Source organism: Sorangium sp. So ce176, from assembly GCF_051519835.1.
In the GTDB taxonomy this organism is placed as follows: Bacteria; Myxococcota_A; Polyangia; order Polyangiales; family Polyangiaceae; genus Sorangium; species Sorangium cellulosum_G.
The window spans coordinates 7,373,993-7,399,801 of record NZ_CP150371.1 but is presented as its reverse complement, the minus strand read 5'-3'; the positions used below and the strand labels follow the sequence as shown (position 1 = coordinate 7,399,801).

Annotated in this window: 19 protein-coding genes and 1 pseudogene; 5 read left to right on the top strand and 15 right to left on the bottom strand. The window is 69.6% G+C overall.

Annotated elements, in window-relative coordinates; translation table 11 throughout:
• Positions 1-419: 419 nt before the first annotated feature.
• Positions 420-1,811, top strand: coding sequence for a hypothetical protein (locus tag WMF42_RS27690; RefSeq protein WP_437685835.1), 1,392 nt, complete (start codon positions 420-422; stop codon positions 1,809-1,811).
• A 373-nt stretch (positions 1,812-2,184) separates the two neighbouring features.
• Here the strand turns inward: WMF42_RS27690 and WMF42_RS27685 are convergent, their stop codons facing one another.
• The 13 genes and pseudogenes from WMF42_RS27685 to WMF42_RS27625 all read right to left on the bottom strand — a co-directional run bounded on the left by WMF42_RS27685 (position 2,185) and on the right by WMF42_RS27625 (position 18,399).
• Positions 2,185-4,407 (bottom strand): flotillin family protein, encoded by a 2,223-nt coding sequence (locus WMF42_RS27685; RefSeq protein ID WP_061606111.1) that lies wholly within the window; start codon positions 4,405-4,407, stop codon positions 2,185-2,187.
• 182 nt (positions 4,408-4,589) lie between these two features.
• Positions 4,590-5,471: a hypothetical protein gene (locus WMF42_RS27680; protein ID WP_061606110.1), complete on the bottom strand. Its 882-nt coding sequence runs from the start codon at positions 5,469-5,471 to the stop codon at positions 4,590-4,592.
• A 387-nt stretch (positions 5,472-5,858) separates the two neighbouring features.
• On the bottom strand, positions 5,859-6,791 hold the full coding sequence (locus tag WMF42_RS27675) for a PLP-dependent cysteine synthase family protein (RefSeq protein ID WP_061606115.1): 933 nt from the start codon (positions 6,789-6,791) through the stop codon (positions 5,859-5,861).
• A gap of 330 nt (positions 6,792-7,121) precedes the next feature.
• A pseudogene (locus WMF42_RS27670) lies at positions 7,122-7,484 on the bottom strand (class I SAM-dependent methyltransferase); the annotation flags it as partial.
• 240 nt (positions 7,485-7,724) lie between these two features.
• The gene (locus tag WMF42_RS27665) at positions 7,725-8,906 is read right to left on the bottom strand and encodes an acyl-CoA dehydrogenase family protein (RefSeq protein WP_437685833.1); all 1,182 of its coding nucleotides are present in this window, start codon (positions 8,904-8,906) and stop codon (positions 7,725-7,727) included.
• A gap of 60 nt (positions 8,907-8,966) precedes the next feature.
• Complete coding sequence (locus tag WMF42_RS27660) at positions 8,967-9,740, bottom strand: thioesterase II family protein (RefSeq protein ID WP_437685831.1); 774 nt, start codon at positions 9,738-9,740, stop codon at positions 8,967-8,969.
• Positions 9,741-9,797: 57 nt separating this feature from the next.
• Complete coding sequence (locus tag WMF42_RS27655) at positions 9,798-11,033, bottom strand: benzoate/H(+) symporter BenE family transporter (RefSeq protein WP_061606114.1); 1,236 nt, start codon at positions 11,031-11,033, stop codon at positions 9,798-9,800.
• A 77-nt stretch (positions 11,034-11,110) separates the two neighbouring features.
• Positions 11,111-12,532 carry an FkbM family methyltransferase gene (locus WMF42_RS27650; RefSeq protein ID WP_437685829.1) on the bottom strand — a complete coding sequence of 474 codons (1,422 nt, stop codon included), beginning with the start codon at positions 12,530-12,532 and terminating at the stop codon, positions 11,111-11,113.
• A 37-nt stretch (positions 12,533-12,569) separates the two neighbouring features.
• Positions 12,570-13,736, bottom strand: a complete 1,167-nt coding sequence (locus WMF42_RS27645; RefSeq protein WP_437685827.1) for an alpha/beta fold hydrolase — start codon at positions 13,734-13,736, stop codon at positions 12,570-12,572.
• 76 nt (positions 13,737-13,812) lie between these two features.
• Positions 13,813-14,184 carry a cupin domain-containing protein gene (locus WMF42_RS27640; RefSeq protein ID WP_061606105.1) on the bottom strand — a complete coding sequence of 124 codons (372 nt, stop codon included), beginning with the start codon at positions 14,182-14,184 and terminating at the stop codon, positions 13,813-13,815.
• Positions 14,181-15,170 carry a chlorinating enzyme gene (locus WMF42_RS27635; RefSeq protein ID WP_437685824.1) on the bottom strand — a complete coding sequence of 330 codons (990 nt, stop codon included), beginning with the start codon at positions 15,168-15,170 and terminating at the stop codon, positions 14,181-14,183. The genes WMF42_RS27640 and WMF42_RS27635 overlap by 4 nt, the downstream gene beginning before the upstream one ends.
• Positions 15,167-17,197: an amino acid adenylation domain-containing protein gene (locus WMF42_RS27630; RefSeq protein WP_437685823.1), complete on the bottom strand. Its 2,031-nt coding sequence runs from the start codon at positions 17,195-17,197 to the stop codon at positions 15,167-15,169. Before WMF42_RS27630 ends, WMF42_RS27635 begins: the two co-directional genes overlap by 4 nt.
• Before the next feature lie 860 nt (positions 17,198-18,057).
• The gene (locus WMF42_RS27625; RefSeq protein ID WP_233561089.1) at positions 18,058-18,399 is read right to left on the bottom strand and encodes a BON domain-containing protein; all 342 of its coding nucleotides are present in this window, start codon (positions 18,397-18,399) and stop codon (positions 18,058-18,060) included.
• Here WMF42_RS27625 and WMF42_RS27620 point away from each other — a divergent pair.
• Positions 18,388-19,896: a hypothetical protein gene (locus tag WMF42_RS27620; protein ID WP_437694466.1), complete on the top strand. Its 1,509-nt coding sequence runs from the start codon at positions 18,388-18,390 to the stop codon at positions 19,894-19,896. The genes WMF42_RS27625 and WMF42_RS27620 overlap by 12 nt on opposite strands.
• Positions 19,897-20,377: 481 nt before the next feature.
• Here the strand turns inward: WMF42_RS27620 and WMF42_RS27615 are convergent, their stop codons facing one another.
• Entirely contained in the window at positions 20,378-20,890 is a 513-nt protein-coding gene (locus WMF42_RS27615; RefSeq protein WP_437685821.1) for a hypothetical protein, read from the bottom strand.
• Positions 20,891-21,315: 425 nt separating this feature from the next.
• Between WMF42_RS27615 and WMF42_RS27610 the strand changes: the two genes are divergently transcribed.
• Entirely contained in the window at positions 21,316-22,575 is a 1,260-nt protein-coding gene (locus tag WMF42_RS27610; protein WP_081426169.1) for a DUF5690 family protein, read from the top strand.
• Between the two features lie 19 nt (positions 22,576-22,594).
• Here the strand turns inward: WMF42_RS27610 and WMF42_RS27605 are convergent, their stop codons facing one another.
• Positions 22,595-23,779: a cytochrome P450 gene (locus tag WMF42_RS27605; protein ID WP_437685819.1), complete on the bottom strand. Its 1,185-nt coding sequence runs from the start codon at positions 23,777-23,779 to the stop codon at positions 22,595-22,597.
• Positions 23,780-24,070: 291 nt separating this feature from the next.
• On the opposite strand from WMF42_RS27605, the gene WMF42_RS27600 reads away from it, so the two are divergent.
• Complete coding sequence (locus WMF42_RS27600) at positions 24,071-24,427, top strand: hypothetical protein (protein WP_437685817.1); 357 nt, start codon at positions 24,071-24,073, stop codon at positions 24,425-24,427.
• A gap of 339 nt (positions 24,428-24,766) precedes the next feature.
• Positions 24,767-25,669, top strand: a complete 903-nt coding sequence (locus tag WMF42_RS27595) for a nucleoside hydrolase (protein WP_061606096.1) — start codon at positions 24,767-24,769, stop codon at positions 25,667-25,669.
• Positions 25,670-25,809 lie beyond the last annotated feature (140 nt).

The window sequence follows — 25,809 nt, the reverse complement described above, 5'->3', positions numbered from 1 at the left end:
GAACCGAGGACGCAGAAAATTCCTGTCGTGCGCCATAAGACGAGTGGACCCGATGGCCCTTACGGTGTCCACAGGTCTCGAGCGCGCCGGACGCAGGAAAGCGCCCTGCGCGACGTCGCTGTGTCCGGGATGCAACGCGTCCGAGATCGCGCTCGCGGGGCGCTGCGCAGCGTCACCCGCAGGCCGCGGCGCGCTTTCTCGCTGCCGGGACAGTGCTTCTCTGCCGGCGCAGCGCGTCTGTCCTGGAACTATCCGGCCTGTCCCGCGGTCGGCAGCGACTTCCGGGACGCTGCATCATCCGGTGGGTTGCCTCACGCTGGCAGCAGGGTGCGCCGGCAGGCCGGCGGCCCGCCTCGCGATGAGGCCTTCATGACCCTGCTGGCGCGTCGGCGCGGCGGGCGCGGTTGAAAAGGAGTTCCATGCGACATTCGACATCGGGCGTGTTCACGCTGCTCGGGCTGGTTCCGGCGCTGCTCCTCGGCTGTTCTGGCGAGGGGGCGCCTGGCGCCACGGCGGCGTCGCCGACGTTCCATCGCGACGTCGAGCCGCTGTTGCAGAAGCACTGCATGAGCTGCCATTCGCCTGGCAACATCGCCCCGTTCAGCCTGACGACGTACGACGCGGCGCGCTCGGTGGCCAACCTGGTCGCGCGCTCGGCGCGGGAGCGCACCATGCCGCCGTGGGGCGCGCTCGAGACCGACGAGTGCGAGCCGCCTCATGGCTGGAAGGACGACCTCCGGCTCACCGAGGCCGAGATCGCGACGCTCGAGGCGTGGGCTGCCGCGGGCAGCCCCGAGGGCGACCTTGCGGACGCGCCGGCGCCGTTCGTCCCCGAGGCCGGCGGCCTCGCCGGCGTCGAGAAGGAGGTCGCGCCGGAGGCGCCGTTCGTCGCGAGCGGCGATGCCGACCAGTTCCGGTGCTTCGTGATGGATCCCGGTCTATCGGAGACGCGTTACCTCAACGGCGTGCACGTCCTCCCGGGCAACAGCAAGGTGGTGCATCACGCGCTCGTGTTCCTCGACAAGGAGGGCGCGTCCGTGGAGCTCGCCGACGAGCAGGGTGGATACGACTGCTTCGGCGGCCCCGGGTTCTCGGGCGAGCTCGTCGCCGCGTGGGCGCCGGGGGCGGTGCCCCTGGAGTTCGAGCCGAACATCGGCGCGGAGATCCCCGTGGGCTCGCGGCTGGTGATGCAGGTGCATTACCACCCGGCCGGGACGACCGCCGAGCCGGACACGACGCGCGTGCAGATGCGCTTCACGCAAGGGGTGCCCGAGTACTTCATGGGCGTCGCGCTGATCGGCAACTTCGAGTCTCCCATGGACGGGGGTGGCGGGCTCCTGCCCGGGCCGAACGACACGGATGGCGTCGAGTTCCTGATCCCGGCCGGCGTGAGCGATCATGTCGAGACGATGCAGTTCAGGATGCCGGCGTCGCTGTCCGAGTCGGAGGTCTACCTCTACGGCGCTGGCACGCACATGCATTATGTCGGCAAGGACATGAAGGTCACCCTCGCGCCCGAGGCGCCCGCCGCCGGCCAGCCCGCGGAGCAGTGCCTGGTGCAGACGCCGAGGTGGGATTTCTCGTGGCAGCGCGGCTTCCATTACGACGCGCCCCTCGCGGACCTCCCGCGCCTCCGCGGGGGCGATCTGCTCACGATGCGCTGCACCTACGACAACACGATGGGCAACCCGTTCCTCGCCAAGGCGCTCAAGGATCAGAAGATCCCGGCCCCCGTGGACGTGCACCTCGGCGAGAGCACGCTCGACGAGATGTGCATCGCCGCCCTGGTCTACGTGACCAAGAACCAGTGAGGTGAAGAGACAAACCACAGAGAGACAAACCACAGAGGGCACAGAGGGCACAGAGGGCACAGAGGTAGAGAAGCTGAGGCATGGCCTCAAATTCTTCAGAAAAAATCACAGGGAGGCGGGGAGGCGGGGAGGGAAATATTCAAAATACTCCCCGTCTCCCCGCCTCCCCGTCTCCCCGTCTCCCCGTCTCCCCGCCTCCCCGTTCAATTTTTCTGCCGAAAAATGGCTGTAAAGCGAGGGGCCCTCAGGTGAAGAAGCCTTCTTCTCTCCCCTCTGTGCCCTCTGTGGCCTCTGTGGTTCATTCTCTCTTCATGAACCAGCGCGCGACCCAGCCGAGGCGTCCGCCCGCCGGATCGCGCGCCCCCCGCGCCGCTCAGGCCCGCGGGCTTCGCTGCTGGACGAGCTCGTCGAGGCCGAGCTCCCGCGCCTTCTGGGCCAGCGCCTCGATCTTCTTCTTCCCGTCGTCGTCGGTGCCCGGCAGGAGCGACGTGAGCATCCCGGACAGCGTGCCGTCCTTGGGCCGCGCGAGGGGCGCGGGGTGGGCGATGACCTGCTTCAGGTCCTCGGGGAGGCTCGCGTTGCCGTTCAGGTAGTCGCCGACAAGGGCGCGCACCGTGGCGCTCTGGTCGACCATCCCGTCGACCGACTGGCCCAGGGTGACCGCCTTGACGAAGCGGTCGAAGAACGCCCCGTCGCCGCCGACGATGTTGATCTTCGCCTGGTCGAACGCGCCCCGCAGCACCTCGGCCTGCGCCCGCGCGATCTCCGCGCGGATGCGCAGCGCCTCGAGCTCCACCGCGCGCTCCTTCTCGAGCCGCAGGCGGAACTCCTCGTGCTCGCGCCCGACCCCGTCGAGCGCCTTCATCGCCGTCGCCTTCTCCGCCGTGCCGGCGGCCTCGGCCAGCAGCCGCTGCTTGATCGCCGTCGCCTCGGCGAGGCCCGTCTTCTCCAGCGCCAGCGCCTCGGCCTCGCGCGTCCTCGCGGCCGCGAGCCCCTTCTGCTCGATGCCGGCGGCCTCGGCGAGGAGCCGCTCCCGGGTGACCAGCGCCTCGGCGCGCCCCTGCTTCTCGGTCACCTGCGCGTCGGCCTCCTTCACGAGCGCCCGCGCGAGGCCCTGCTTCTCCTCGCCGGCCGCCGTGGCCGACATCTTCTCGAGCGTCACGCGCGCCTCGGCGAACCCCTGCTTCTCGATCGCCTGCGCGTCGGCCTCCTTCACCCGGATGCGCGCCAGCCCCTCGGCCGCTGTCTCGGCCTGCACGCCCTCGGCCATCCGGATCTTCGCGCGCGCGGCCTTGTCGCTCGCCTCGAGCTCGGCGTCGGCCGTGATGAGCTTCTCGCGCGCCCGGAACTTCGCCGCCTCCTCGCTCGCCTCGGCGCCCTTGATGTGCTTGACGAGCTGCTCCTGCGCCTCGGCCTCGGCGTTGATGCGCACGACGTCCTTGAGGCGCGTCGCCTCGGCCACCGCGCGCACGTCCTTGATGCGCTCCTCCTCCTCGGCCACCGTCTTCTCGACCGCGATCCGCGCCCGGATCACGTCGGCGATGTCCTTCTTCTGGATCTCCAGCTCCTTCTCGCGCGCGATCTGTTGAAGCGCCACGTCGCGCTCGCGGCTCACGATCTCGAGCTGCCGCGCCTTCTCGACCCGCTCGGTCTCGACAGCGACCTCCCGCTCCTTGTTCTTCTGGGCGACCGAGACGCCGCGCTCCTTCGCCTCGCGCGCGATGAACGCCTCCTCGTCGTTCTTCTCCTGGAGGAGCACCGTCTTCTTGCGCTCCTCGCTCGTGATGCGGGCGGCCTCGTTCTGCTCGCGCGCCTGCGCCACCGCGATCTCCTTCGCCTTCTTCGCCTCGGCCTCGGCCCGGCGCTGATCGAAGCGGAAGACGGCCTCGTCGGAGTTCAGGTTCTGGCTGCCGATCTCCATCCGCTCTTTCTGGCGGAGCTCGTTCGTCAGCACGTTCTGCGCGACCGTGAGCTCGGTGATCTTCCGGATGCCCTCGGCATCCATGATGTTGTCCTTGTCGAGCAGCTCGATCGGGGTCTGCTCCAGGTAATCGATCGCCGCGTCGGCGAGCACGAACCCGCTCAGGTCCTTGCCGATGACGTCGATGATGTCGTCCTTGAACTTCTGCCGCTCCTTGTAGAGGTCCTCGAAGTTCAGCCGCTTGCCGACCGTCTTCAGCGCCTCGGAGAACTTCGCGGCGAAGAGCTGCTCGAGCGTCTCCGGGTTCGACGCGCGGACGCAGCCGATCGTCCGGGCGACAGTGCGCACGTCGTCCTGCGTCTTGTTCACCTGCACGAAGAAGGTGACCTTGATGTCCGCGCGGATGTTGTCCTTGCAGATCAGGCCCTCCTTGCCGCGACGGTCGATCTCGATCGTCTTGACCGAGATATCCATGTACTCGGCGCGGTGGATGATCGGGATCACCAGCGTCCCCGTGAAGGTGACGATGGGGTCCTCGCCCCGCGTGTTGATGATCAGCGCCTTGCCCTGATCCACCTGCCGGTAGAACTTGGCGTACATGACCAGCATCCCGAGGGCGACGAAGGCGAGGACACCGACGAGAGCGATGATGAGGGGGACGGTCAGAGTGGGCACGCGGAGCTCCTTCGCGTTTTCGGCGGCGGCAGGGCGACGGCCCTCGCCTCCGCGTTCGCGTCAGCGAGGGCTCAGCGCCCGGGCCTGAGCCAGATCGGGGGCCGCATGATGCCCCCTCAGGGAGGAGCGTACACGAAACCGCCAGCGCGACGGCGGCGTTCGAGCGGACCGCGATGGCGGCTTCAGCGACCGCGCTGACGCGCGTTTCCTGCGCCCGTCGCGGCGCCCTCGTCGTCCTCGGCGCCGTCCGGGGGACCTTCCGCGGAGGACGCAACCCGCCCGGCGAGCGGCGGGGGCGGGCCCAGCAGGGCGTCGAGCGGCTCGGCGCCGAAGACCTCGCCGTGCGGGTCCCAGCTCACCAGCAGCGCGCGGTCGCCCCGGCGGAGGGCGCCGGGCGTGTCGCTCCGCACGTCGAGGATGTGGCTCGCGCCGCCCTCCTCGATCACCGCCTGGCCGAAGCGCTCGTCGACGCGGCCGGTGGAGATGACGCACACGCGGCCGACGAGGTCCTTCTTCGCCTCGGCGTGCCGGGTCACGAACAGCGGGGCGATCGGCCGCACGGCCAGCGAGGTCAGCAGCAGGGCGACCGTGAGCGATCCCGCGAGCACCGCGAGGCCGAGCGCCCAGCGCGGCAGCCCTGCGCCGAGCCAGGCCGGCTCGGCGAGCATCGTCGACAGCACGCTGGAGAACCAGCCGAACGCCGCGACGAGCGTGAGCGTCACGGTGGCGGGCACGCGGTGGAGCTGGAGCGCGACGAGCAGCGATCCGACGCCGTGCGCGGCGTCGCCGCCGTCGGCCAGGCCCTCCGCGGCGCCCTTGGCGGCGCCCTCGAGCGCGCCCTTGGCGGCGCCCTCGAGCGCGCCCTTGGTCGCGCCCTCGAGCGCGCCCTTGGCGGCTCCGTCGAGCGCGCCGAGGTCGGGCGCGGCGTCGGCGTGCGCGCCGCCGAGCAGGTCGAGGTCGAGCGCGCCAACGAGCACGAACAGCCAGTAAATGAGCGCGAGCGCGAGCACGACCGTGAAGAGCACGGCGGGGAACATCAGGGATGCAGCGAGCACCTCGGCCATGGGCAGACGCGGGGGCAGGGGCGATGCGCGACGCGGCGCCCCCGACCGGCGCTCCGGATTGGATCACAGCGAGGGGAGGAGCGGGGTTAAATTCCACCGCCGCGGTGCGTCGCCGAAATGGCTTGACATGCCCGGGCTGGAGCCCACCGCGAGCCGCGCCCATCCGGGGCCGATCGACCTGCGGACAGGAGTGATGGACGGGGCCTGCAATGCCGTACCCCAGCGCCCAGACAAGCCCTGCCAGCGCGGCCACCGGCAGCGAGAACGGCGGGAGCACGCCGACCACCAGACATCCGATGAGCGTCGCGACGACGCCGCCGACGACGACCCGCGAGGGCCTCTCGGTCCGGCCGATAGGCGCCGCGGCGCCGAACCCGCCGGGCTAATTCATAGATACAGATCGGTGCTGAGGTACTTCAGCCCTGAATCGCACGCGAGACACACGATGGTGTTGCCGCGGTGCGGACCCGCAAGGAGCTTCTCCGCGGCGGCGACGTTGGCGCCCGTCGAGAAGCCTCCGAAGATACCCTCGATCCGGGCGAGGCGGCGGGCCGCGTCGATGGCCTCCTCGTCGCTGACGGTGAGATGACCGTCGCACAGCGCCCGGTCCAGGAGTGGCAGCTCCCGGCTGTAACCGCCACCCTGGATGCGGTGCCGCTGATCCGTGACTTCCCCGCCAGCCAGGAAAGGCGCCGTTGCGGGCTCGACCACGTACGTGCGGACAGCCGGCAGCGCCCGTTTCAACGCCCGCGCCACGCCGGCGAACGTCCCGCCCGTGCCCACGAAATCGACGAACGCGTCCAGTCGGCCCCCGGTCTGCCTCAGGATCTCCGCGCCTGTCCCGCGCTCGTGCGCCTCGACGTTGGCCTCCATCTCGAACTGGTCTGTCCGACAGGCGCCCCGCTCGACGACGAGAGCGCGGGCGCGCTCCTCGACGAGCGCGAGATCGAGCCCGCTGACGACACCGGGCACCGAGTCGGGGTGCTGCGGTACCAGCACGACGTCGGCGCCGAGCGCCATCATCATGCGAGCGCGCTCGCGCGAGTTTCCCGCGCTCATCACCGCCACGAAGGGATGCCCGAGGATCGCGCAGGCGATCGCCAGCCCGGCGCCGGTGTTGCCGCTCGTGAGCTCCACGACCGGCTGTCCGGGCTGCAGGGCGCCCGTGCGGCGGGCGGCGCGCACCATCTCCACCGCGATCCGGTCCTTCTTGCTGAGACCCGGGTTGCGCATCTCGAGCTTCAGGAGGATCGACCCCTCCTGCCCGCGGCATAGACGGTCGAGCGCCACGATCGGGGTGTCGCCGATCGTGTCGGTCACGCTCGCGACGACACCCGCCGTGGCTTCCCCCGGCCACCGCGCGCCGCCCGCCTGCGCCTCGCCCCGGCGGGCGATCAGCAGTGCGGCGTCCCACCCGCGCCATGCGCAGGCCGCGTCCATGTGCGAATCATGCCGCAACCAGAGGAGATGATCCTCCACGGCGGCGCGGCGCTCGCCGGCGGGCCTGTCATCCACCGAGCCGGCCAGCGCGGAGCCGCAGGCCGCGGCGCCGTCGCTCGCCACCCGCGGATGGATCAGCTCCCCCGCCGCGCATCCGAGCTCCCGCGCGAGCCCGTCGAGACGGAAGACGTCCAGCAGCAGGAGCGCGCCGCGCGGCGCCAGGTGCGCGCAGATCGTGCGAAGGAGATCCCTCCCGGCGCGATCGGCCAGCGGATGCACAGCGCACACCGAGAGGACGACATCGAAGCGCGCATTCCCGAGCCTCCCCGCGATCTCCGCCGGATCGAGAGATAGCGCGTGCGCGGCGGCGACCGAGTCTCCCAGCGCGTCGCAGGCGCGGTGGATCATCGTCTCGTCGGCGTCGAGGAGCGTGAAGCGGACGCGAGCGGCGCCGAGCGCGTCGCGCAGCGCTGCCGCGGGCTGGAGCGCGCCGCAGCCGAGCTCGAGCACGCGTAGCTCCCCTTGAGGCAGCGACCGGCCCAGGATCCGCGCGGCGGATGCGAGCGCCGCCATGGCCCCGCTCGCCATGCGCGTCGCGGGCTCGCCGAGGAGCTCGGGCGCCCCGAGCGCATCCGAGCGGGTGAGCCAGCAGCTCACCCCATCACCTCCGGCGCCGTGCGCCTCATGGACGTGAGCCACGCCAGAGCCGCACGGCGGCCTCGATGAGCGCGTCGAGCGTGGCCCGCGACCGGACAACAGCTCCTCTCGCGTGCATGTCCCCGCTGGAGGAGGACCCCGGAGGCCAGCGCGTGATCATGTCACACCACCCTGGCGATGCTTCTCCTCGATGGCGATCTGGGCGATGATGTCACGCATGACCTCGCTGGCCCCGCCGGCCATGGTCGCGGCGGGCGCGTCGCGGTAGATCCTCGAAATCGCCGATCCTTCCAGGTAGCCGCGGCTCCCGTGAAGCTGCAAGCACTCCGCGGCCACGCGGCTCGCGAGCTCGGTGGCGCGGAGCTTGGCCATCGAGCACTCCGCGATGGGCAGCTCGCCGCGCTGGTACAGCCACGCGGCGTGGTAGACGAGCTGACGAGCCGCCTCGATGTCCGTCACAAGGTCGGCGACCCGATGTCGGATCGCCTGCAGGCCCGCCAAGGTTCCCTGGAATGCGCGCCGCCCGAGGAGGTGGCGGCAGGTCTCCTCGATGCAGCGATCCATCCCGCCGATCGCCAGCGTGGCCGCGACAAGCCTCTCGAGCTGGAACCCGCGCATCAGATACATGAAGCCGCCGCCGGGCTTGCCGATCAGGTTCTCGACAGGCACGCGCGCGTTCTCGAAGCGGAGCTCCGCCGTGTCGGAGCAATGCCAGCCGATCTTGTCCTGCCTCTGCCTGGCGATGCCGGGCGACTCGGCATCGATGAGCAAGAGAGAGAGCCCGACGGCGCCGCGCTTCGCCGTTGTCGATGCGGGCGCTGTGCGCGCCGCAACGGTGATGAAGCCGGCCGTCGTGCCGTTGGTGACGAAGGTCTTCTCGCCGTTGACGACAAAGCAGTCGCCGTCGAGCGTCGCCGTCGTGGCGATGCGGTTCAGGTCCGAGCCGGCGTCCTTCTCCGTGATCGCGAGCGCCGCGACCTTCTCTCCGGCGATCGCCGTGGTCAGGTATTTGCGCTTCAACGCCTCGCTGCCGGACGTGGCGAGATAGTGGGTCGCCATGTACTCGTGCACCGACACGGAGGCCCGGAAACCGGAGTACCCCGTGCGGCCGAGCTCCTCGAGGAACGCCAGCGAGTAGAACAGATCCAGCTCGGCGCCGCCGTACGTCTTCGGGTAGTGAAGCCCGAGCAGCCCGCGGCGGCCCATCTCCAGCCACACGCGTCGCGGAATGAGTCGCGCGTGCTCCCATTCATCGGCGAACGGTAGCACCTCCTGCGACAGGAACTCCCGTACGCGATGACGGAAGGCCTCGTGCTCGGGCGAAAAGTAGACAGACATCACGGCGTCCAGCGCTCCATCCTCCTGCTGCTCCTGTCCATGTGAGGGTCGTCCTGCCCGTCAGCACGACTCCAGCGTGGCACGAATGTGACCCAACAACGCTTCCTCTGATGTGCGGAGGAAGAAGTGTTCACCGGGAAGTAGATGGGCCGTGAACCGCCCCGTCGTATAGCAAGCCCACTCCGGCATGCGATCCGGCGGGGCGAGCGCGTCCTCCGCGCCAGCGAACACAGTGATCGGGGTGTCGAGCGGCTCGCCGGCTGTGCCTGACCACGTCTCCGCCAGCTGGATGTCCGCGCGCAGCGTCGGCGCGAGCAGCGCCATGAACTTCTTGTCCGCGAGGACCTCGCGGGGCGTACCGCTGATGTCGCGCAGCCCCTCGTAGAACTCCTCATCCGGCAGGTGGTGGATCGCCGGCACGTAGCGAGGGACGTGCGGCGCTCGGCAACCGGCGAGCAGCAGATGCGCCGGGAGCGGCTTGCCCTTCGCGGAGAGCCGGCGGGCGAGCTCGTAGGCAACCGCCGCGCCCATGCTGTGGCCGAAGAAGACGAAGCGCCCCGTGAGCAGCTCTGGGAGCGAGTCCTCGAGGGCGTCGAGCAACGCGGACCATTCGCTGTACGCCGGCTCCTTGATCCGGTTATCGCGACCCGGCAGCCGTACCCCCATGATGTCGACGTCGGCCGGGATGGCATGGACCCAGCTCCGGAACAGCGAGGGGCTGCCGCCAGCGTAAGGAAAGCAGAACATGCGAAGCCGCGCGTTCGCTCGCGGGGCGGGGCGATAGATCCAGCGATTGAGGACAGGCGCCTTGGTGGGGATCTGCTCGATACTCATTTCAGCCTCTCGGCTCGCGGGAGCGGACGGAAGGCGGCGTTTCAGGACCCGTCGAGATCATCGCTCGCCGCCTCGCTCGGGGGCGGCGTGCGCGCGGGCGGGGATCGCCTGCGCGGGAGCGACGCGCTGGAACCAGGTGAGCACCGCCAGCGCGGAGACGCCAGCCACGAGCCCCCAGAACGCGGCGCCGATCCCGAACAGCGAGACGCCCGACGCGGTGACCAGGAAGGTGATCAGCGCGGCCTCTCGGGCGCGTTCGTCCCTCATGGCGCCGTGGAGGCCGTTCGCGATGGTGCCGAGCAGCGCGAGGCCGGCCACGGCGAGCACGAGCTCTCTCGGAAACGCCGTGAACAGCATGCCGACGGCCCCGCCGAAGAGGCCGACGAGCAAATAGAAGACGCCGGCGGCCACGCTCGCCAGGTAACGCTTCGCCGGATCCTCGTGCGCCTCTTTGCCCATGCAGATGGCGGCGGTGATGGCGGCGAGGTTCAGCGCGAAGCAACCGAACGGCGCCAGCAACAGGGTGGTGACACCGGTCCATGTGATCAACGGCGACACAGGTGTCGCGTAGCCGGAGCTGCGGATGACGACCACGCCGGGGAGGTTCTGCGACGCCATCGTGACGACGAACAGCGGAACACCCACGCCGATCAGGACGGGCCAGGAAAACGACGGCATGACGAACGTCGGTGTCGCCAGCGTGAGCTGGGATGACTCCATGTGGAGCAAGCCTTGCCACCACGATACCACGACGCCGAGGAGCAGCACCACGATCACCGCGTAACGAGGCCACAGGCGCTTGCAGAGCAAATAGGCAAAGAACATCGCGAAGACCAGCACGAACCTGGTCTTCATGGCGGTGAACACATCCATCCCGAAGCGGACGAGCACGCCGGCCAGCATCGCCGAGGCGATCGGCATCGGGATGCGATCGATGATCCGCTCGAACCAGCCGGTGAGCCCGCAGATCGTGATCAAGGCCGCCGAGAGCACGAAGGCGCCGATCGCCTCCGCCATGGATACGCCGGTGAGGCTCGTGGCGAGCAACGCGGCGCCCGGCGTGGACCAGGCCGTGACGACAGGCGCTCGGTAGCGCAGCGAGAGGCCGATGCACGTGACCCCCATACCCAGCCCGAGCGCGCCCATCCAGGAGCTCAGCTCGGCCGGCGTCGCGCCGGCGGCGCTGGCGGCCTGGAACACGATCGCGGCCGCGCTGGTGAAGCCGACGAGGACAGTGATGAAGCCCGCGGCGACGACGGATAAGGGAATCGAGCTCGTCACAGCCCTCGGCATGAACATACATCCTCGATCGCGTCAACCAGCCAGCGCGGCTTCGGGCCTGCTGGCCGGCGACGCCACGCCGCGCCGGATCAAGCGGCGCCGCCGGCGGCCTGACGGGCCGCGAGCGTGGCATCGATGGCGGCCGCCATGTCGTCGAGCCGACTCGCCGTGAAGATATCGTCCGGCGCGAGGACGTCTGCTCCGAAGCTGTCCTCGATCCGGGAGAGCAGCCGCACCGCCGTCAGGGAGTTCCCGCCGAGCTCGAAGAAATCCGCGTCAGGGCGCAGCACGCCTCCTCCGAACAGCTCCCGCCAGATGCCGGCGAGGCGCGACTCGATCTCGCTGCGGCTACCGCCCGGCGCGCGCGGGGCGTGCTCCGCGCGGGAGAGCGCCGAGAGCTCGCGGAGGCTGGCCTCGGTCGGCAGGGCGCTCACGAAGATGAAGCGCTCGGGGACAGGATGGCCGGGGAGCTGGCCGGCGATCGCGGCGCGCAGGTCATCGGCGAGCTTGCGCCGCGACGGCCATCGCTCCGCGGGGGCCGGCGCTCCGGTGCGCGCGCCGGCGCGCCGCTTCTGCGCACGATGGCCGTAGACGGTATAGCAGCCCGTCTTCACCATGCGGGCGTCGCAGTCGTGCGCGACGACGAAGCCCCGGTCGTCGAGCATCTTCAGGACCTCACCGAGTCGACCCCCGATATCGTGGACTTCGATGACGATCTGAGCGACCTTCGCCCACGTCGCTTCGTCCATGCCGCTCAGGACGTCCATCTCGGCCTTTTCAACGTCGATCTTCAGGAGATCGATCTCCCCGATACGTTGGATCTCGACCACCTGCCGCAGGGTCATGACCTCGCAGCTCCGCCTCTCGATGGCCATGCGGTCCGCGACGAGGTCGTCCAGCAGGCGCCCTTCCTGCGCGCCATCTCCCGTGAGCAGGTAGGCGCGCAGCACGTCGCGGTCCTCCACGTCGGCGAAGCGGCCGGACATCACCGTGTTGTTCGGATAGAAGGTGAACTCGGTCCGACCCGCCTCGCTCCCGATGGCGCAGTTCAGCACCGTGATGTTGGCGCCGTGAATCTCGGCATTGGCGCGCACCGCGCGGCTGAGCTCGGCGATGGGCTCGATCGCGACGATGCGCGCTGTCGGGCACGCCTTCGCGGCGAACGTGCTGAACATGCCGATGTTCGCGCCCACGTCGATGATGCACGCTTGCTCCGGCAGCTCGATGCCGTGCCGCAAGTAGGCGTTGTCGAGAAAGATCTCTCGGTACAGGAAGTCGGTCTCCGTGCGGTTCCGCTGCGCGACCAGCAGCTCGGCGCTCGGCTCGTGGAGCGATAGCCCCTCCAGGCGGCCGTCTGCCTCGAGCGCGCACGCGCGTCTGATTTCCCCTGCGCGATGAGCATCCGGGACGATGTAGGCGACGAGCGCGCTGGAGTCCGGACCGCTCGACGCCACGACGGCGTCCTCGACCGCGGCATGATCGCGGAGGCAGGAGGTGAGCGCACGGTTCACATCATTGTCATTATGGTTCATGTTTCCGCCCGATTTATCAGTTCGCTTCGCGAGCAATGAACGCAGCGGCAAGATCACCGAGGCGCGATTCGGCCTCGAACAACGTCAGGTGATCCCCGTGCTCTCCCATGTACAACTCTGCGCGAGGTAACTTGCTGGCGACGTAGCGCGACCCCTCCGGGTGTGCCGTGTGGTCGTCATGGCTCGTGACCACCAGGGCCGGTTGGCCTACCCGCTCGAGCAACGATCTGCAGTCGTGCTCCATGATCGCGCCGTTCAGACGTGCATAGCGGTAAAGGAGCTCGCCGTTCGCGTAAGGATACATCACATGATGTGCCATGTCGGCGCGGATCTTGGCGAGCACGGACGGTCGCCTGAACATCTTCTGCAGCCCCGTGGCCTGAGCGCGCCCCCTGCCGGCCATCGTCATCAGCATCTGGACGTCGCGCTGATGCTGCGTCTTCGGCGCGTCCTGGCCGAGCTCGTAGTCACCGTGCCAGAGGCTCAGCGACGAGATGCGCGTCGGCGCCGTCGCCGCCGCGGCGAGCGCGATCACGGCGCCGCCGCACAGCGCCGTGGCGTGGGAGCGCTCGACGCCGAAATGGTCCATGACGGCGAGCATGTCGCGCGCCTGCGCCGACACGTCGTGCGCGCGCGCGTCGAACTCCTCCGTCGTGCCCATCGCGCCGAAGAGCCCGCGGCTCTCCCACGTGATGACGCGGAACTCCTGAGCAAGGCGACGCATCCATGGCTCACACAGGCCGATCGGCATGCCGCACGCAGGAACGAGGATGACGGCCTTGCGGTCGCTCGGCCCCTCGACGTAGACCCGCAGGCGGGACCCGTCCCAGGACTGCAGCTCCCCACGCTCGAACACCGCCTCGACGCCGTGCGCGCGCGGTCCCTGTGCGATGTCGTCCACGTCCATGCGCAGCGCGCGGAGCACCTCCAGAGGCAGCTCCAGCGTCGACGCGAGCGCCAGGCGATCGCTGAGGATGAGCTCGAAGGCAGACAGCGGCACGGCATCGCGGTGCAGCACGACACGCCGCGCCCCGGCGCCGTCCGCCAGCCGATCGAGCAACGCCTGGAGCTCGTCACCCCGCTCGCCGAGCGTCGAGCCTCCGCCCTCGGGCGCCCCGGGCCCCGACACCGCGACGCGCACCGGCGCGTCGAGCGCGTTCACGAGCGGCGCGATGGACGACATCGTGCCCGCCAGGCGCCGCACGGCCGCGCGGGCGGACGCCTGAGGCTCCTCGTGACCTCCTGCCAGCGCGCGGGGGTCAGATCCAATCACAGCTGGCTGTAAGCGCATGGTTCAGCTCACCCGTGTTGACCGTGCTCTTCGGCTCGAAGAGCAGCACGTGCGTCTCGCCCGCAGCTACCGGGAGGTGGAGGGTGCCGCGCGGCACAATGGCAAATTCCCCTTCGCGGAGGGTGATGTCGTGGCCCTCGAGCTTGAGCGTGAGCTCGCCCTTGACGACCAGGAACATCTCGTCCTCGTTGTCGTGCTTGTGCCACACAAACTCGCCGCTGAACTTGGCCAGCTTGACATACTGGCCGTTCAGCTCACCGACGATCTTCGGGGTCCAGGGCCGGTCAACGAGCGCGAATTTCTCCGCCAGTGACACGCGTGCGACAGCCGTCTCGCTCACGCGAGCGCTTCCTGCTGCGCGGACGAGGCCGTGATATCGCGGGAGACGAAGCGGTGGCCGCGCGTGGTGGACGTCGCGATCCGGTTGTGGGTGAACTCGTTGCGACCGCTGACGAGCACCGCGCCGTACTTCTCGAGGCTCACCTTGCCGCCGTACTCCTCGATGATGTCGGTGTCGGGGTAGATCCTCACCGAGGTCGGCACGTAGCGCGAGACGAAGCCGAGCCGCATGTCCTTCGTCTTGCCGCTGTGCGGGTGCGACGCGTGCATCAGCGTGGACCAGAACATGATGAACTGCCCGGGCTGCATCACCATCGACACCGCCTTCGACTCTTCCGGCTGCCAGTCCGGGTCAATCTGGAGCTGGCGGTAGTCGTAGCCGAAGAAGCCGCGCCGGGTGCTCCCCTTCTCGAGGCTGTTGATCAAGTCCGGATCGTAGTGCATCCGCTTGGTCTCATCGTAGTACATGGTCCGATGGGTCCCCGGGATGAACTGCAGGCAGCCGTTGTCCACCGTGGCCTCGGTGAACGCCGACCACACAGTGATCGTTCCGCCGAACTCCCTGTCCTCCGGCCACACGATCTGGGGCGAACCGGAGGCGTTGGCGAACGTGTCGGCCTGATGCCAGTCCGTCCCCTCGTCGCCCGGATACTTCGGGAAGAACTCGCTGCGCCAGCACAGGACGTTCGGTCCGAGGATGCTGGCGACGCGGTCGACGATCTGAGGACGGCAGATGTGCGACGCGAGGAAGGCGTTGTCGAGGTGGCGGTCGTAGTTCGCGATGTTCGTCACGCCGGACTTCGCCGCTTCGTCCTGATAGATGGCGGCGCTGCGGTCGAGCATCCTGAGCCGCTCGCGCCGCCACAGCTCCTTCATCTCCTCCGGCTCGTACAGCGTGAACGGGCCGGCATAGCCGAGCCGGTGAAAATCGCTGGTCTCCTGGGGCGACAAGGAAAAGATGGAGGATTTCCCTGAAACAGTGTTCATTGGACTCTCAACGTTGAATTGTTGTTCAGCGCCTTATCGATGCTGGTGGCGAGCTGCGTGATCGTCGCGCCGTCGCCCATGACGGCGGGATCCAGATCCGTGCCGAAGTGCTCGTTCACCCGCCCGAACATGCGGATGAGCGCGAGAGACGTGCCGCCGAGATCGAAGAAGTCGTCGTCATTGCCGACGCGCGGCAGGTCCAGGATCTCCCGCCAGAGCGCCTCGATCCACGCCTCGGTCGGGCTCGCGGCGTCGCCCCCGGCGCTCTCCAGGCGCTGGGCCGCCGCCGGCGCAGGGAGCGCGGCTCGGTCGATCTTGCCGTGGGCTGTGAGCGGCAGCGAGGCCATGGCCACGTAGGCCGACGGCCTCATGTGGACGGGTAGCGCCGCTGTCGCCCGCGCCTGCAGCTCGGTGCTGATCTTGCTGGCCCAGAACATGTCGGGCTGGATGCCGGGCCGTGGCACCAGATAGGCGACGAGCCGGACGTCGCCGTCGCCGTAGTCGTGGGGCACGACGACGCTCGCGAGCAGCTCGGCGTGGCCGTTCAGGCAGAGCTCGATCTCGCGAGGCTCGATGCGGAATCCGCGCACCTTGATCTGATCGTCGGTGCGCCCGAGGTACGCGTACTCGCCGTTCGGCCCGCGCACGACCCGATCGCCGGAGCGATACAGCCGCGTGCCCTCGGCGTCACCGAACGGGCTGCGCGAGAAGCGCTCGGCGGTCAACTCCGGGCGGTTCAGGTACCCCCGCGCGACGCCCGGACCGGCGACGTACAGCTCGCCCGGCACGCCGTCCGGAACGGGCTGCCCTGCTTCATCGAGGAGGTAGAACCGCAGGTCCGGCAGCGGGACGCCGATCGGGCTGATTGCAGGCGCGGCGAGATCTTCTCGGACGACGGGCCGGTACGACGCGTGGACCGTCGTCTCCGTGATGCCGTACATGTTGATCAGCCGAGGGTGCTGGTCGCCGCGGCGCGCGATCCAGGGCGCGAGCTGCTGGGTGTCCAGGCGCTCGCCGCCGAAGATCACGATCCGGAGCGACAGCGCCGCCGGCGAGTCACACGCCAGATCGGCCGCGACGAGCTGACGGAACGCCGAGGGGGTCTGGTTCAGGACGGTGACGCGCTTTTCGTGAAGCAGCGACAGGAACCGCGACGGTGAGCGCGACACGTCAAATGGCACGACGACCAGCCGCCCACCGTAGAGCAGCGCGCCCCAGATCTCCCAGACGGAGAAGTCGAAGCTGATCGAATGGAACATGGTCCACACGTCGCGCTCGTCGAAGCCGAACCACGCATGGGTTTGCTCGAAGAGCCGGACGACGTTGCGGTGCTCGACCAGCACTCCTTTCGGCTTTCCGGTCGAGCCGGAGGTGTAGATCACGTACGCGAGGTTGCTGTCGGAGACGTGCGCCGGCGGCAAGCCGGGGAGCTCCGCGCCGGCGGGCGCCGGGTCCTGGTCGGCCAGGACGATCTTCGCCTCGCAATCGCGCAGGCCCAGCGAGGCGATGCGCGATACGCTGACGATGACGGAGACGGCGCTGTCGCGAATAAGGAGCTGAACTCGCGCTGGCGGGTAAGTCGGATCGATCGGCACGTACGCGCCGCCCGCCTTCAGGATGGCGAGCAGCCCGACGATCATGTCGATGCTGCGATCTACGTAGAGTCCAACGAGCACATCCGGACCCACACCCAGCGTCCGCAACGTGCGCGAGAGCCGGTCCGCGCGCGCATTGAGCTCGCCGTACGAGATGTCGTCATCCGGCGTGCTGACGGCCACGCGCTCTGGATGCGCCAGCGCAATGGCCGCAAAGATCTCGTGCAAACACTTCCCGGGCAACTGATGCACCTGTTCGCCCGGCGCTCGTCCTCGCGCCTCGCACTTGGTTTCAAACATCGACATGTCCTCTGCGAAAATGGCAATGGGCAGAAAGAAGGGCGCTGCCCGTCCACGCCTTGCTTTCGCTCCGCTCAAGAGGAGCGACGCCCTAGATGGTCTCACGCGACGTGTGCAGACCACGCCGCGCATGCAGGAATGGCGTCGGTGTACGTCTTTGATTGCACGACGCTATGCAAGCGGCGCCGCGCAATGAGCCCCACCCATCCCCCCAGAGTATGAATATCGCTCTCTGCGTCGAGTACTAGATTCGTCGCTCTAATTGGTCAAGAACGATTTGTGTTCCGGGCGACCAAATTTTGGCGTGCGGGTGCGGACTGGAGAAGTGGTCATTGGTGTGAAATGTTACAGTGCCATTTCGGCATCGTGCGGCCTGGCGGCTCGATCGAGCGAGAGCACGAATGCGGCGCGCGGGTGGTCGAGGTGACGAAGGGATCCGATGGATTGGCGCGGTGGTGAATGCGTCGGCTCAGGCTGTCGCGAAACCTGCTCGACATCTTCATGAAAGCGAGGAACTCGGGGCGAGGTGCTACGTCCGTGCACCGCCTGCGGCGCCGCGAGTCGTCCGCTCGGGGGCGCCGTCCGGCTCCAGGGCCACGGCAGGCGCGAGCGACGGGTCTGGGGCCCTGCCAGCCCGGACCAGCCCCCCGAGGTGATCTCGGTGGCCGCGCGCCGCAATCGCTGCCTGTGTTGCTGCGCCGTGCTCCTCGTCGTTCTTCGCGGCGTGCTCGGCCGGCGCGTGGACAGCGCTGCGGCGGTCAATCTCGCCCGCGCTCGATCGACGGCGCTACCTCGCGGAGAGGGCGTGGCAGGTGGAGTGGCTCGTCAGGGCGCTGGGGCTCTGGGAGGCGCTCGCGGGCTGACGAGGGTGGGGCGCGATCCGTCGGTCGCAGCGGGGGGCATGCGCCACGACCGGGCGCCCGGCGCGAAGCCGCCGCGAAGCGCAGAAGTCCGGCCACCTCTGGCAGGCGCCGGACTTCTGGCGGGCGGAGCTACGACGCGTTCCGGCGCGACTCGTTGTTCTTCGTCTCCGTGGACGACGCGGCGCCGGCGGAGGTGATGGCGCCGGACGTGCCCGCGGTGGAGCCGGACGTGCCCGCGGTGGAGCGCTCGCTCGACGACAGCCCGGCGCTCGTCTTCGTCTCGCCCTGCTGCTGCTGCTCGCGGTAGAGCCGGATCTCGTTCCGCACGTCGGTCACGCCCGAGATGCGCTCCGCGAGCGCCTCGAGCTGGTGCTTGAAGCGGCGATCGCGGACGGTGCCGGAGAGGACGACCTCGCCGTTCTGCACCTTCACCTCGACGTCGCTCGCGTCGAGATCCGGGTGGTCGGCGATCTGATCGCAGATGTCCTCGCGAATCCTGTCGTCCGATCGCTTGTAGCCCTTGGGCGGGCGACCGCGCGAACCGCCGAGGCCTCCGCCCTGTCCACCGACGGTATCGAGGAAGCTCCGCCCGCCGGCGCCCTGTCCGCCGCCGTAGCCCTGTCCGCCCCAGCCCTGTCCACCCGGCTGGTGCTGGTGGAAGCCTTGATCGCCCCGGAAGCGCGGCTCCTGGCCTTCAGCTCCTCGCTGCTGGCCGGACCGCTCGGTCCAGCCGCGCTCGTCGTCGGCCCACTGCCGGAGGCCGCCTCGGGCTCCCTGGTGCTGGCCGCCGCCGAAGCCTCCCTGGCCACCGAAGCCGCCCTGGCCGCCACCAGGTCCACCCTGGCCACCGAATCCACCCTGGCCGCCGAAGCTGCTCTGGCCGCCGCCGTAGCCGCCCTGGCTGCCGCCGAATCCACCCTGACCGCCGAAGCTGCTCTGGCCGCCGCCGTAGCCACCCTGGCCGCTGAATCCACCCGGATGACCGCCGAAACCTCCCTGGCCGCCGCCGTAGCCGCCCTGGCCGCCGAATCCACCCTGGGCGCCGTGAGCGCCCCGGCCGCCGAGCTCATGCTCGCTGCCGAAGTAGCCCTGACCACCCTGGCCGCCGTGCTGGCCACCGAAGCCGCCCTGGCCGCCGCCGAAGCTGCCCTGGCTGCCCCCGAAGCCACCCTGGCCGCCACCGTGGCCGCCCAGGCTTCCTCCGAATCCACCCTGGCCCCCGAAGCCGCCCTGGCCGCCGCCGTGACCGCCCTGGCCGCCGCCGAATCCGCCCTGGCCGCCGCCGTGACCGCCTTGGCCGCCGCCGAAGCCGCCTTGGCCGCGGTAGCCGCCCTGGCCGCCGCCGAAGTGACCTTGGCCGCCGTGACCGCCCTGGCCGCCGCCGAAGCCGCCCTGGCCGCCACCGAAGCCGCCCTGGCGGCCGCCGTAGCCGCCCCTGGCGCCAAGATCGTCGCGACCTCCTCGCTGGAAGTCATCGCGGTAGCCGCCCGAAGCGTGGGCTGCGTGGTGCTGGCCCCCGAAGTCCTCGCGCTGTCCAAAGCCGCGCTCCTGCCGGCCTTCCCAGCCACGCTCGCCGCCGTAGCCGCGTCCGCCCTGGTCGCGATCGTAGCCGCCTCCGCCGAACTCACCCTCGTAGCCGCGCTCCTGGCTGCGTCCACCGAACTCCCGTGGATCCGACCCACCCCGGAAGTCGTCGTGGCCGCCTCGGGCGTGACGCTGGTCGTCGCGCTGGAGTACTTGCTCGTAATTGCCACGATGGCCGTAGCTAGCATCGCCGGCGGCTCCGCGCTCGCTACGATATCCTTGATCACCTCGATACCCCTGGTGTCGCCCGAACCTCTCGTCGTCGCGTCCCCGACCGTCACTGTGCTCCTCGTCGATCCATCCCTGACGATTCGGCATGACTCCTCCGCCTTTCTCTGCAACACGCGCGACAGCTCGGCGAAACCGTGTCGCTTCCGGTCATGATCCAGTGAGCGCTCATGGCATGCGGGACATCAGTGTTCGGGCCGCCCGTTGTTCGCGCCTGTCCGGTGCCGCGCCCCTGGAAAAGCCGGGGCCCCGATGCCCCAGCGCGGCCGGACGTCGCAAGGGGTATTCCAGATCCGTCGGGGCGACGTTTCGGTCCGTTTTCGGGAAGATGACGGGCGTCATCCCCGCCCGCGGGGGTGCAAAGTGCCCCACGCGCGAGCGACAAGGCGTCCCATCGAGACGTTGTGCCACACCGGGGAGAACGTCGATTCGGGTTGTTCCTGAGCTCTCTCCAGGGATCGATCGATACCCTCCCGAAGCGGTCGAGCGTGCGCAGAGCGAGGCATCTCCGGCGAGAGAGAAAGAATCCCGTGGGTCGATCTGACCTGGGCGTCTCTCGTCCTGTCGAGCTCGGTCGTGCGGCCGTCGCGCTCGGGTCTGCTTGCGCGCTTCCTGGCTCGTTGCGTGCCGCGCGTGGTCAGCGCGGCGCGCGCAGCGCCTCGAGGATCCCGTCGAGCCTCTCGAGGATCGCCTGGTTCTGCTCCTGCAGCCCCTGGGACGCGGGCGCGCCGCCGGGCGTGCTCAGCGCGGAGCCCACGAGCGTCGGGCCGAACGTCATCGCGAAGGAGGCGATCGTCTTGCCCGCGGGGGTGCGCGCGAACTGGTCGGTGTAGCCGCCGGACAGGCACGTCGAGATGAACAGGAGCGCGTCAACGAAGCGCGTGCACCGCGGGTTCTCGGCCTGCTCGGCCTGGTGGAACAGGTACGAGCACCCGAGGACCATGGCCGCCAGCGAATCGAGCGGATCGCGCGTCATCGCGCTCCGGAAGCGCTGCTTCACCTGGTCGAGCGAGAGCTCGCCCGCCCCTCCGGCGGCGAGGCCCACCGCGAGCAGGGCGACAGCGCCGCGCAGCCGCTCGTCGCGGCCGAGGGCAGGGGCCCCGGCGTCTCCCAGGACCTTCCTCGCGGCGAGCGGTGACGGATCTCCCACGGCGTGCCCTCCCGGCCGCGCCGCGGACGGCGGCGCAGGCTCCGATGTCTCGCACGGGAGCGGGCGGAAGGGAACGGCCGTGCGCCTCACCGGAACCGAAAATTCATGCGCGCGCCGCGCACCCGCGGCTACCCTCGCGCCATCCCCGGAGCGCCCATGCCGGCCCAGATGCGCGTGGCGAGATGACGCGTGAACAACGTGGCGAGATGACGCGTGAACAACGTGGCGAGATGACGCGTGAACAACGTGGCGAGATGACCGTGAGAAACGTGGCGAGATGACACGTGAACAACGTGGCGAGATGACGCGTGAAAAACGATGACATGGCTCGTGAGCCGCGTGACGAGATGACCCGTGAGCCGCGTGACGAGGGGGCGCGCGGAAGCGTGACCCGGTGGCTCGCGCGCGCGCCGGCGCCTGTGTTCATGGCCTTCGCCGTGTTCGCCGCGTTCGCCACGTATTTCTGCATGTACGCCTTCCGCAAGCCGTTCGCTGTCGGCACCTTCCAGGGCACGGTCGCGCTGCCGCTGCTCCCAGCGCTCGACCTGAAGAGCCTCTACATCATCGCCCAGGTGCTCGGGTACTGCGCCTCGAAGTTCCTCGGGATCAAGGTGGTGTCCGAGATGCCGCCCGAGCGGCGCGCCCTCGCCATCCTCGCGTGCATCGGGGTGAGCCAGGCCGCGCTCGTGCTGTTCGCGCTCACGCCGGCCCCCTACGCCGCTGTCTTCCTCGTGCTGAACGGGCTGCCGCTCGGGATGGTCTGGGGGCTCGTCTTCGGCTTCCTCGAGGGGCGCCGCGTGAGCGACCTGCTCGGCGCCGGCCTCTGCGCGAGCTTCATCGTGGCGAGCGGCTTCGTGAAGACGGTCGGCAAGCTGACGCTCGGCTGGGGGGTCCCCGAGGTCTGGATGCCCGCTGTCACCGGGGCGCTCTTCTTCCCGCCGCTGCTGCTCTCGGTGTGGATGCTCGCGCAGATCCCGCCGCCGTCGGCGACCGACGAGGCGCTCCGGACCCGGCGCGCGCCGATGGACCGCGCCGCGCGGCGCGCGTTCGTCCTCGCCAACGCGGGCGGGCTCGCGACCCTGGTCCTCGGCTACATCGTCCTCACCGCCTACCGCGATTTCCGGGACAACTTCGCCCGCGAGATCTGGGACGCCCTCGACTACGCCGATCAGCCGGCGATCCTGACGACGGCCGAGATCCCCGTGGCCATCGGCGCGCTCCTCTCGGTCGCGGTGATGATGGGGATCCGGAGCAACAGGACGGCGCTCCTCGCGATCCACGGCATCATGGTCGGCGGGGCGGCGCTCGCCGGGGTGAGCACCGTGCTCTTCCAGGCGGGCGTCATCGGCCCCGTCGCGTGGATGATCAGCGTCGGGCTCGGGCTCTACGTGGGGTATGTCCCGTTCAACTGCGTGCTGTTCGACCGGCTCATCGCGGCGGTGGGCTCGGTGGCGACGGCGGGCTTCCTGATCACCGCGGCCGACGCGTTCGGTTACCTCGGCAGCGTGGCCCTGCTGCTCTACAAGAGCTTCGGCCAGGCCAGGCGCTCGTGGCTCGAGTTCTTCCTCGGCTTCAGCTACGCGACAGCCTTCCTCTGCGCGGCGCTCTTCGCCGCGTCGGCGGGCTACTTCTGGCTGCGCACGCGCCCCTCGCTCCCGGCCGCGCGCCCGGCGCTCGACGCCTGAGGCGATCACCGGGAGCCGCTCAAAGCACGTAGCGGACCCAGCACTCCTTCAGCCCGCGCAGCAGCAGGGAGACGTTCCACTCCGGCGCCCTGCCGCCCGCCCGCTCGAAGCGCCCCGGGAGGGACGCCAGCACCTCGATCCCGATCTTCGCCTCGGCGCGCGCGAGCGCCGCGCCGATGCAGAAGTGGACGCCGTGCCCGAACGACAGCCCCACCTGACGCTCTCGGTCGATATCGAACCGATCCGGATCCGGGAAGACCTGCTCGTCGCGGTTGGCCGAGCCGATGAGCGCCGCGATGAACGCGCCCGCCGGCACCGTGACGCCCCGGATCTCCACATCGGTCTTCGCCTGCCGCAAGGCGATCTGGCCCGGGGGCTCGAACCGCAGCACCTCCTCGAGGAAGGCCGGGATCAGCGCCGGGTCCGCGCGGATGCGCGCGTACACGTCGGGGTGATCCATGAGGAGCACCAGCGCGGCGTTGAGCAGGTGGGTCGTCGTCTCGAAGCCGGCGGCCAGCAGCACGAAGAGGAAGCTCACGAGCTCGGGCTCGGTGAGCGCGACGCCGTCGACCCGGGCCGCCAGGAGGTCGCTCACGAGATCGTCCCGCGGCGCGGCGCGGCGCGCCGCGATGACCTCCAGGAGGTACTCCTCGAGCTCGACGATTGTGGCGCGGATCCGCGGCCTCATCTCCGGCGTGGCCGCCGCGGTGGCGACGAAGTCCGCGGTCCAGCGCTGGAAATGGGCGCGCAGCGCCGGGTCGAGGCCGAGGAGATCCGCGATGGCCGCCGCCGGGATGGGCATCGCGAGCTCGGCGTAGAAGTCGAGCTCGCGCCCCGGGGTCAGCCGCTCGATGAACTCCCGGGTCGCCGCGCGCAGCACGGGCTCGATCCGCGGGATCACGCGCGTGCTGAACGCGCGGCCCACGAGGGCCCGGGCCTTCGTGTGCTCCGGCGGATCCATGAGCAGCAGCGAGTCGGCCATCGGATTGCGGTCGAGCCAGGGCGGGAGCACGCCCACCCGGCCGCCCTGCGCGGAGAACAGGTCGGTGTTCTTGAGGGCGAACGCGACGTCGTCATAACGGCTGAGCGCCCACAGCCCCCCCGGATCGACCTGGCACACCGGATCGGAGCGGCGCAGCTCCGCATAATAAGGATACGGGTTCGCGCGCAGCTCCGGAGAGAGCAGATCCAGGCGATGGCTCATGGGTCCTTCCTGATGTCGGGCAACTGGATGAAGCCCCCATGGTCCGCGAACGCGCGGACGCCGTCAATGGACATGGACCTCCTGGGCGACGGCCGTCGCGGTCGCCCGAGAACGACCGAGGGCGTCGCCGCGCTCGGGCCGGGGGTGACGATTCCGTGATCCCGGCGCTCGGCGCCGAACATAGCGCCGGCAGACCACGATCAGCGCGAGCGGAGCCGGTCGCCCTGCTCGCGCGAGGTGGACATCTCACCACGTCGCGCTCCCTCGAGCGCGCATCAAGGAGGAATCGCCATGCGCAACATTCTTGCTTTCGTGTTCGTGCTCGTCGCTGGGTGCGGCGGCGAGGGTCAGGTCGCCGGCAAGGTCGCCTGCGAGTTCAGGTCCTCCGCCGCGAGCGGTGTGTCGGTCCATAGCTGCACCGAGATCGAGGCCGGCGACATCGGCGAGCAGGAAAGCCAATGCAAGGATTCCGGAGACCTCGAGGCCACGCTCGTCGATGGCTGCTCGACGGACGACGTGCTGGGCACCTGCGTCGTCACCCGCGGCGGGGAGACGATGACGATGTACTATTACCATGCGGAAGGGTTCACGGAGGAGGCCGCGAAGCCGATCTGCGAGGCGCTGAACGGCACCTGGACAGCGAGCTGACCGGAGGCGGTTTCAGGGCCCCCTGAGGCGCGGCCGCGCTCCGCGCGCGCGGCGGCGCGCCGAGGGGGGGCTCGGGGCGCGAGCGTCAGCGGGCGATTCATCTGCGACGCGATAAGCCCCCACGGTGGCGGCGAGGGACGAGAGGATGAGGAGCGCGAGCGCCAGCGCGGCGTTGTTGATCTCGGGAATTGCCGACGTTCATGTTGTTCCAGGGGAAGCAGTCCCGGAGCACGCACGACGACGTGATGGTGCCCTGGGCTGGAGTGCCGAGCCGATACAGCTCCTCGAGCCGTCTGTTTCGAGCGGCGGCTCGTCGGGTGATGGGATAGAGTAGCGGTCATGCGGCGCATGATCTTTGAGATGGAGACCTCGGACCCGGACGACTTCATGACGCTGCTCTGGCTCGCCGATCACCCCGGCGTCGAGCTGCTCGGCGTGCTCGTCACGCCCGGCTCGCAGGACCAGTGCCAGCTGGTCCGCTGGGGGCTCGATCGCTGCGGCCGGCCGGATGTCCCGATCGGCGCGCTGCACGGTCCGTCCTGGTGGGCGACCAGCGATGGCAAGAAGGCGCGTGTCTCCGGCTTCCATCACGCGTGTTACGGCGAAGGCATCCTCCAGCACCCGGTCGGCGAGGTCGCGATCGGCCCCGCGCTGCTTGCCGAGCTGCTGCGCGATCCGGACGCCACGGTGCTCGTCGGGGCGGCGCCCAAGAACATCGGCAAGGCGTTCAAGGACGTTCCCGAGCTCAGGCTCGCGCGCTGGGTCCAGCAGGGCGGCTTCGCGGGCGATGACCTGGTCGCCGAGCCGCTCGAGAAATTCCGCGGCCGGCTCACCTGCCCGAGCTTCAACCCCGGCGGCGCGCCCCGGGAGACGCTCGCGCTGCTCGCTTCACCGCAGATCGACCAGCGCGTGTTCGTCTCGAAGAACGTGTGCCACGGGGTCGTGTGGACCCCATCCATGCAGGACGCGCTGAATCGCCGGATCGCGAGCAATCCGTCGCGGGTTGGTCTGAGGATGATGATCGACGCGCTCGACCGCTACCTCGACGACAAGGGCGTCGGCAAGGCGATGCACGATCTCGTCGCGGCCGCCTGTGCGCTTGACGAGCGCGTCTGCGACCTCGCCGAGGTCGAGATCTATCGAGCGAAGGGCGAATGGGGTGCGCGCGCCGTGCAGGGGACGCGCACGCGGATCTCGATCGGGTTTCACGAGGAGCGCTTCCTCGACGTGCTCGGGCGCTGATCGGCAGCTCGGGCGCGCGCCTCGTCGATGCACGCGGCGAGGGCGTCCTCTGCCGGCCCGTCCGGGCACGCGGCCTCAAACAGTGGGACGCAGGCTTCGCTGAGCGCCGGTTGATGATTTTACGGACCGCCCCAGCTCGC

Excerpts from the sequence above, each read along its gene's own strand:
- WMF42_RS27690 (WP_437685835.1), top strand. The coding sequence starts at position 420 with ATGCGACATTCGACATCGGGCGTGTTCACGCTGCTCGGGCTGGTTCCG.
- WMF42_RS27680 (WP_061606110.1), bottom strand. The coding sequence starts at position 5,471 with ATGGCCGAGGTGCTCGCTGCATCCCTGATGTTCCCCGCCGTGCTCTTC.
- WMF42_RS27665 (WP_437685833.1), bottom strand. The coding sequence starts at position 8,906 with ATGTCTGTCTACTTTTCGCCCGAGCACGAGGCCTTCCGTCATCGCGTA.
- WMF42_RS27660 (WP_437685831.1), bottom strand. The coding sequence starts at position 9,740 with ATGAGTATCGAGCAGATCCCCACCAAGGCGCCTGTCCTCAATCGCTGG.
- WMF42_RS27655 (WP_061606114.1), bottom strand. The coding sequence starts at position 11,033 with ATGCCGAGGGCTGTGACGAGCTCGATTCCCTTATCCGTCGTCGCCGCG.
- WMF42_RS27645 (WP_437685827.1), bottom strand. The coding sequence starts at position 13,736 with ATGTCGTCCATCGCGCCGCTCGTGAACGCGCTCGACGCGCCGGTGCGC.
- WMF42_RS27635 (WP_437685824.1), bottom strand. The coding sequence starts at position 15,170 with ATGAACACTGTTTCAGGGAAATCCTCCATCTTTTCCTTGTCGCCCCAG.
- WMF42_RS27630 (WP_437685823.1), bottom strand. The coding sequence starts at position 17,197 with ATGCGCGGCGTGGTCTGCACACGTCGCGTGAGACCATCTAGGGCGTCG.
- WMF42_RS27610 (WP_081426169.1), top strand. The coding sequence starts at position 21,316 with ATGGCCTTCGCCGTGTTCGCCGCGTTCGCCACGTATTTCTGCATGTAC.
- WMF42_RS27605 (WP_437685819.1), bottom strand. The coding sequence starts at position 23,779 with ATGAGCCATCGCCTGGATCTGCTCTCTCCGGAGCTGCGCGCGAACCCG.
- WMF42_RS27600 (WP_437685817.1), top strand. The coding sequence starts at position 24,071 with ATGCGCAACATTCTTGCTTTCGTGTTCGTGCTCGTCGCTGGGTGCGGC.
- WMF42_RS27595 (WP_061606096.1), top strand. The coding sequence starts at position 24,767 with ATGCGGCGCATGATCTTTGAGATGGAGACCTCGGACCCGGACGACTTC.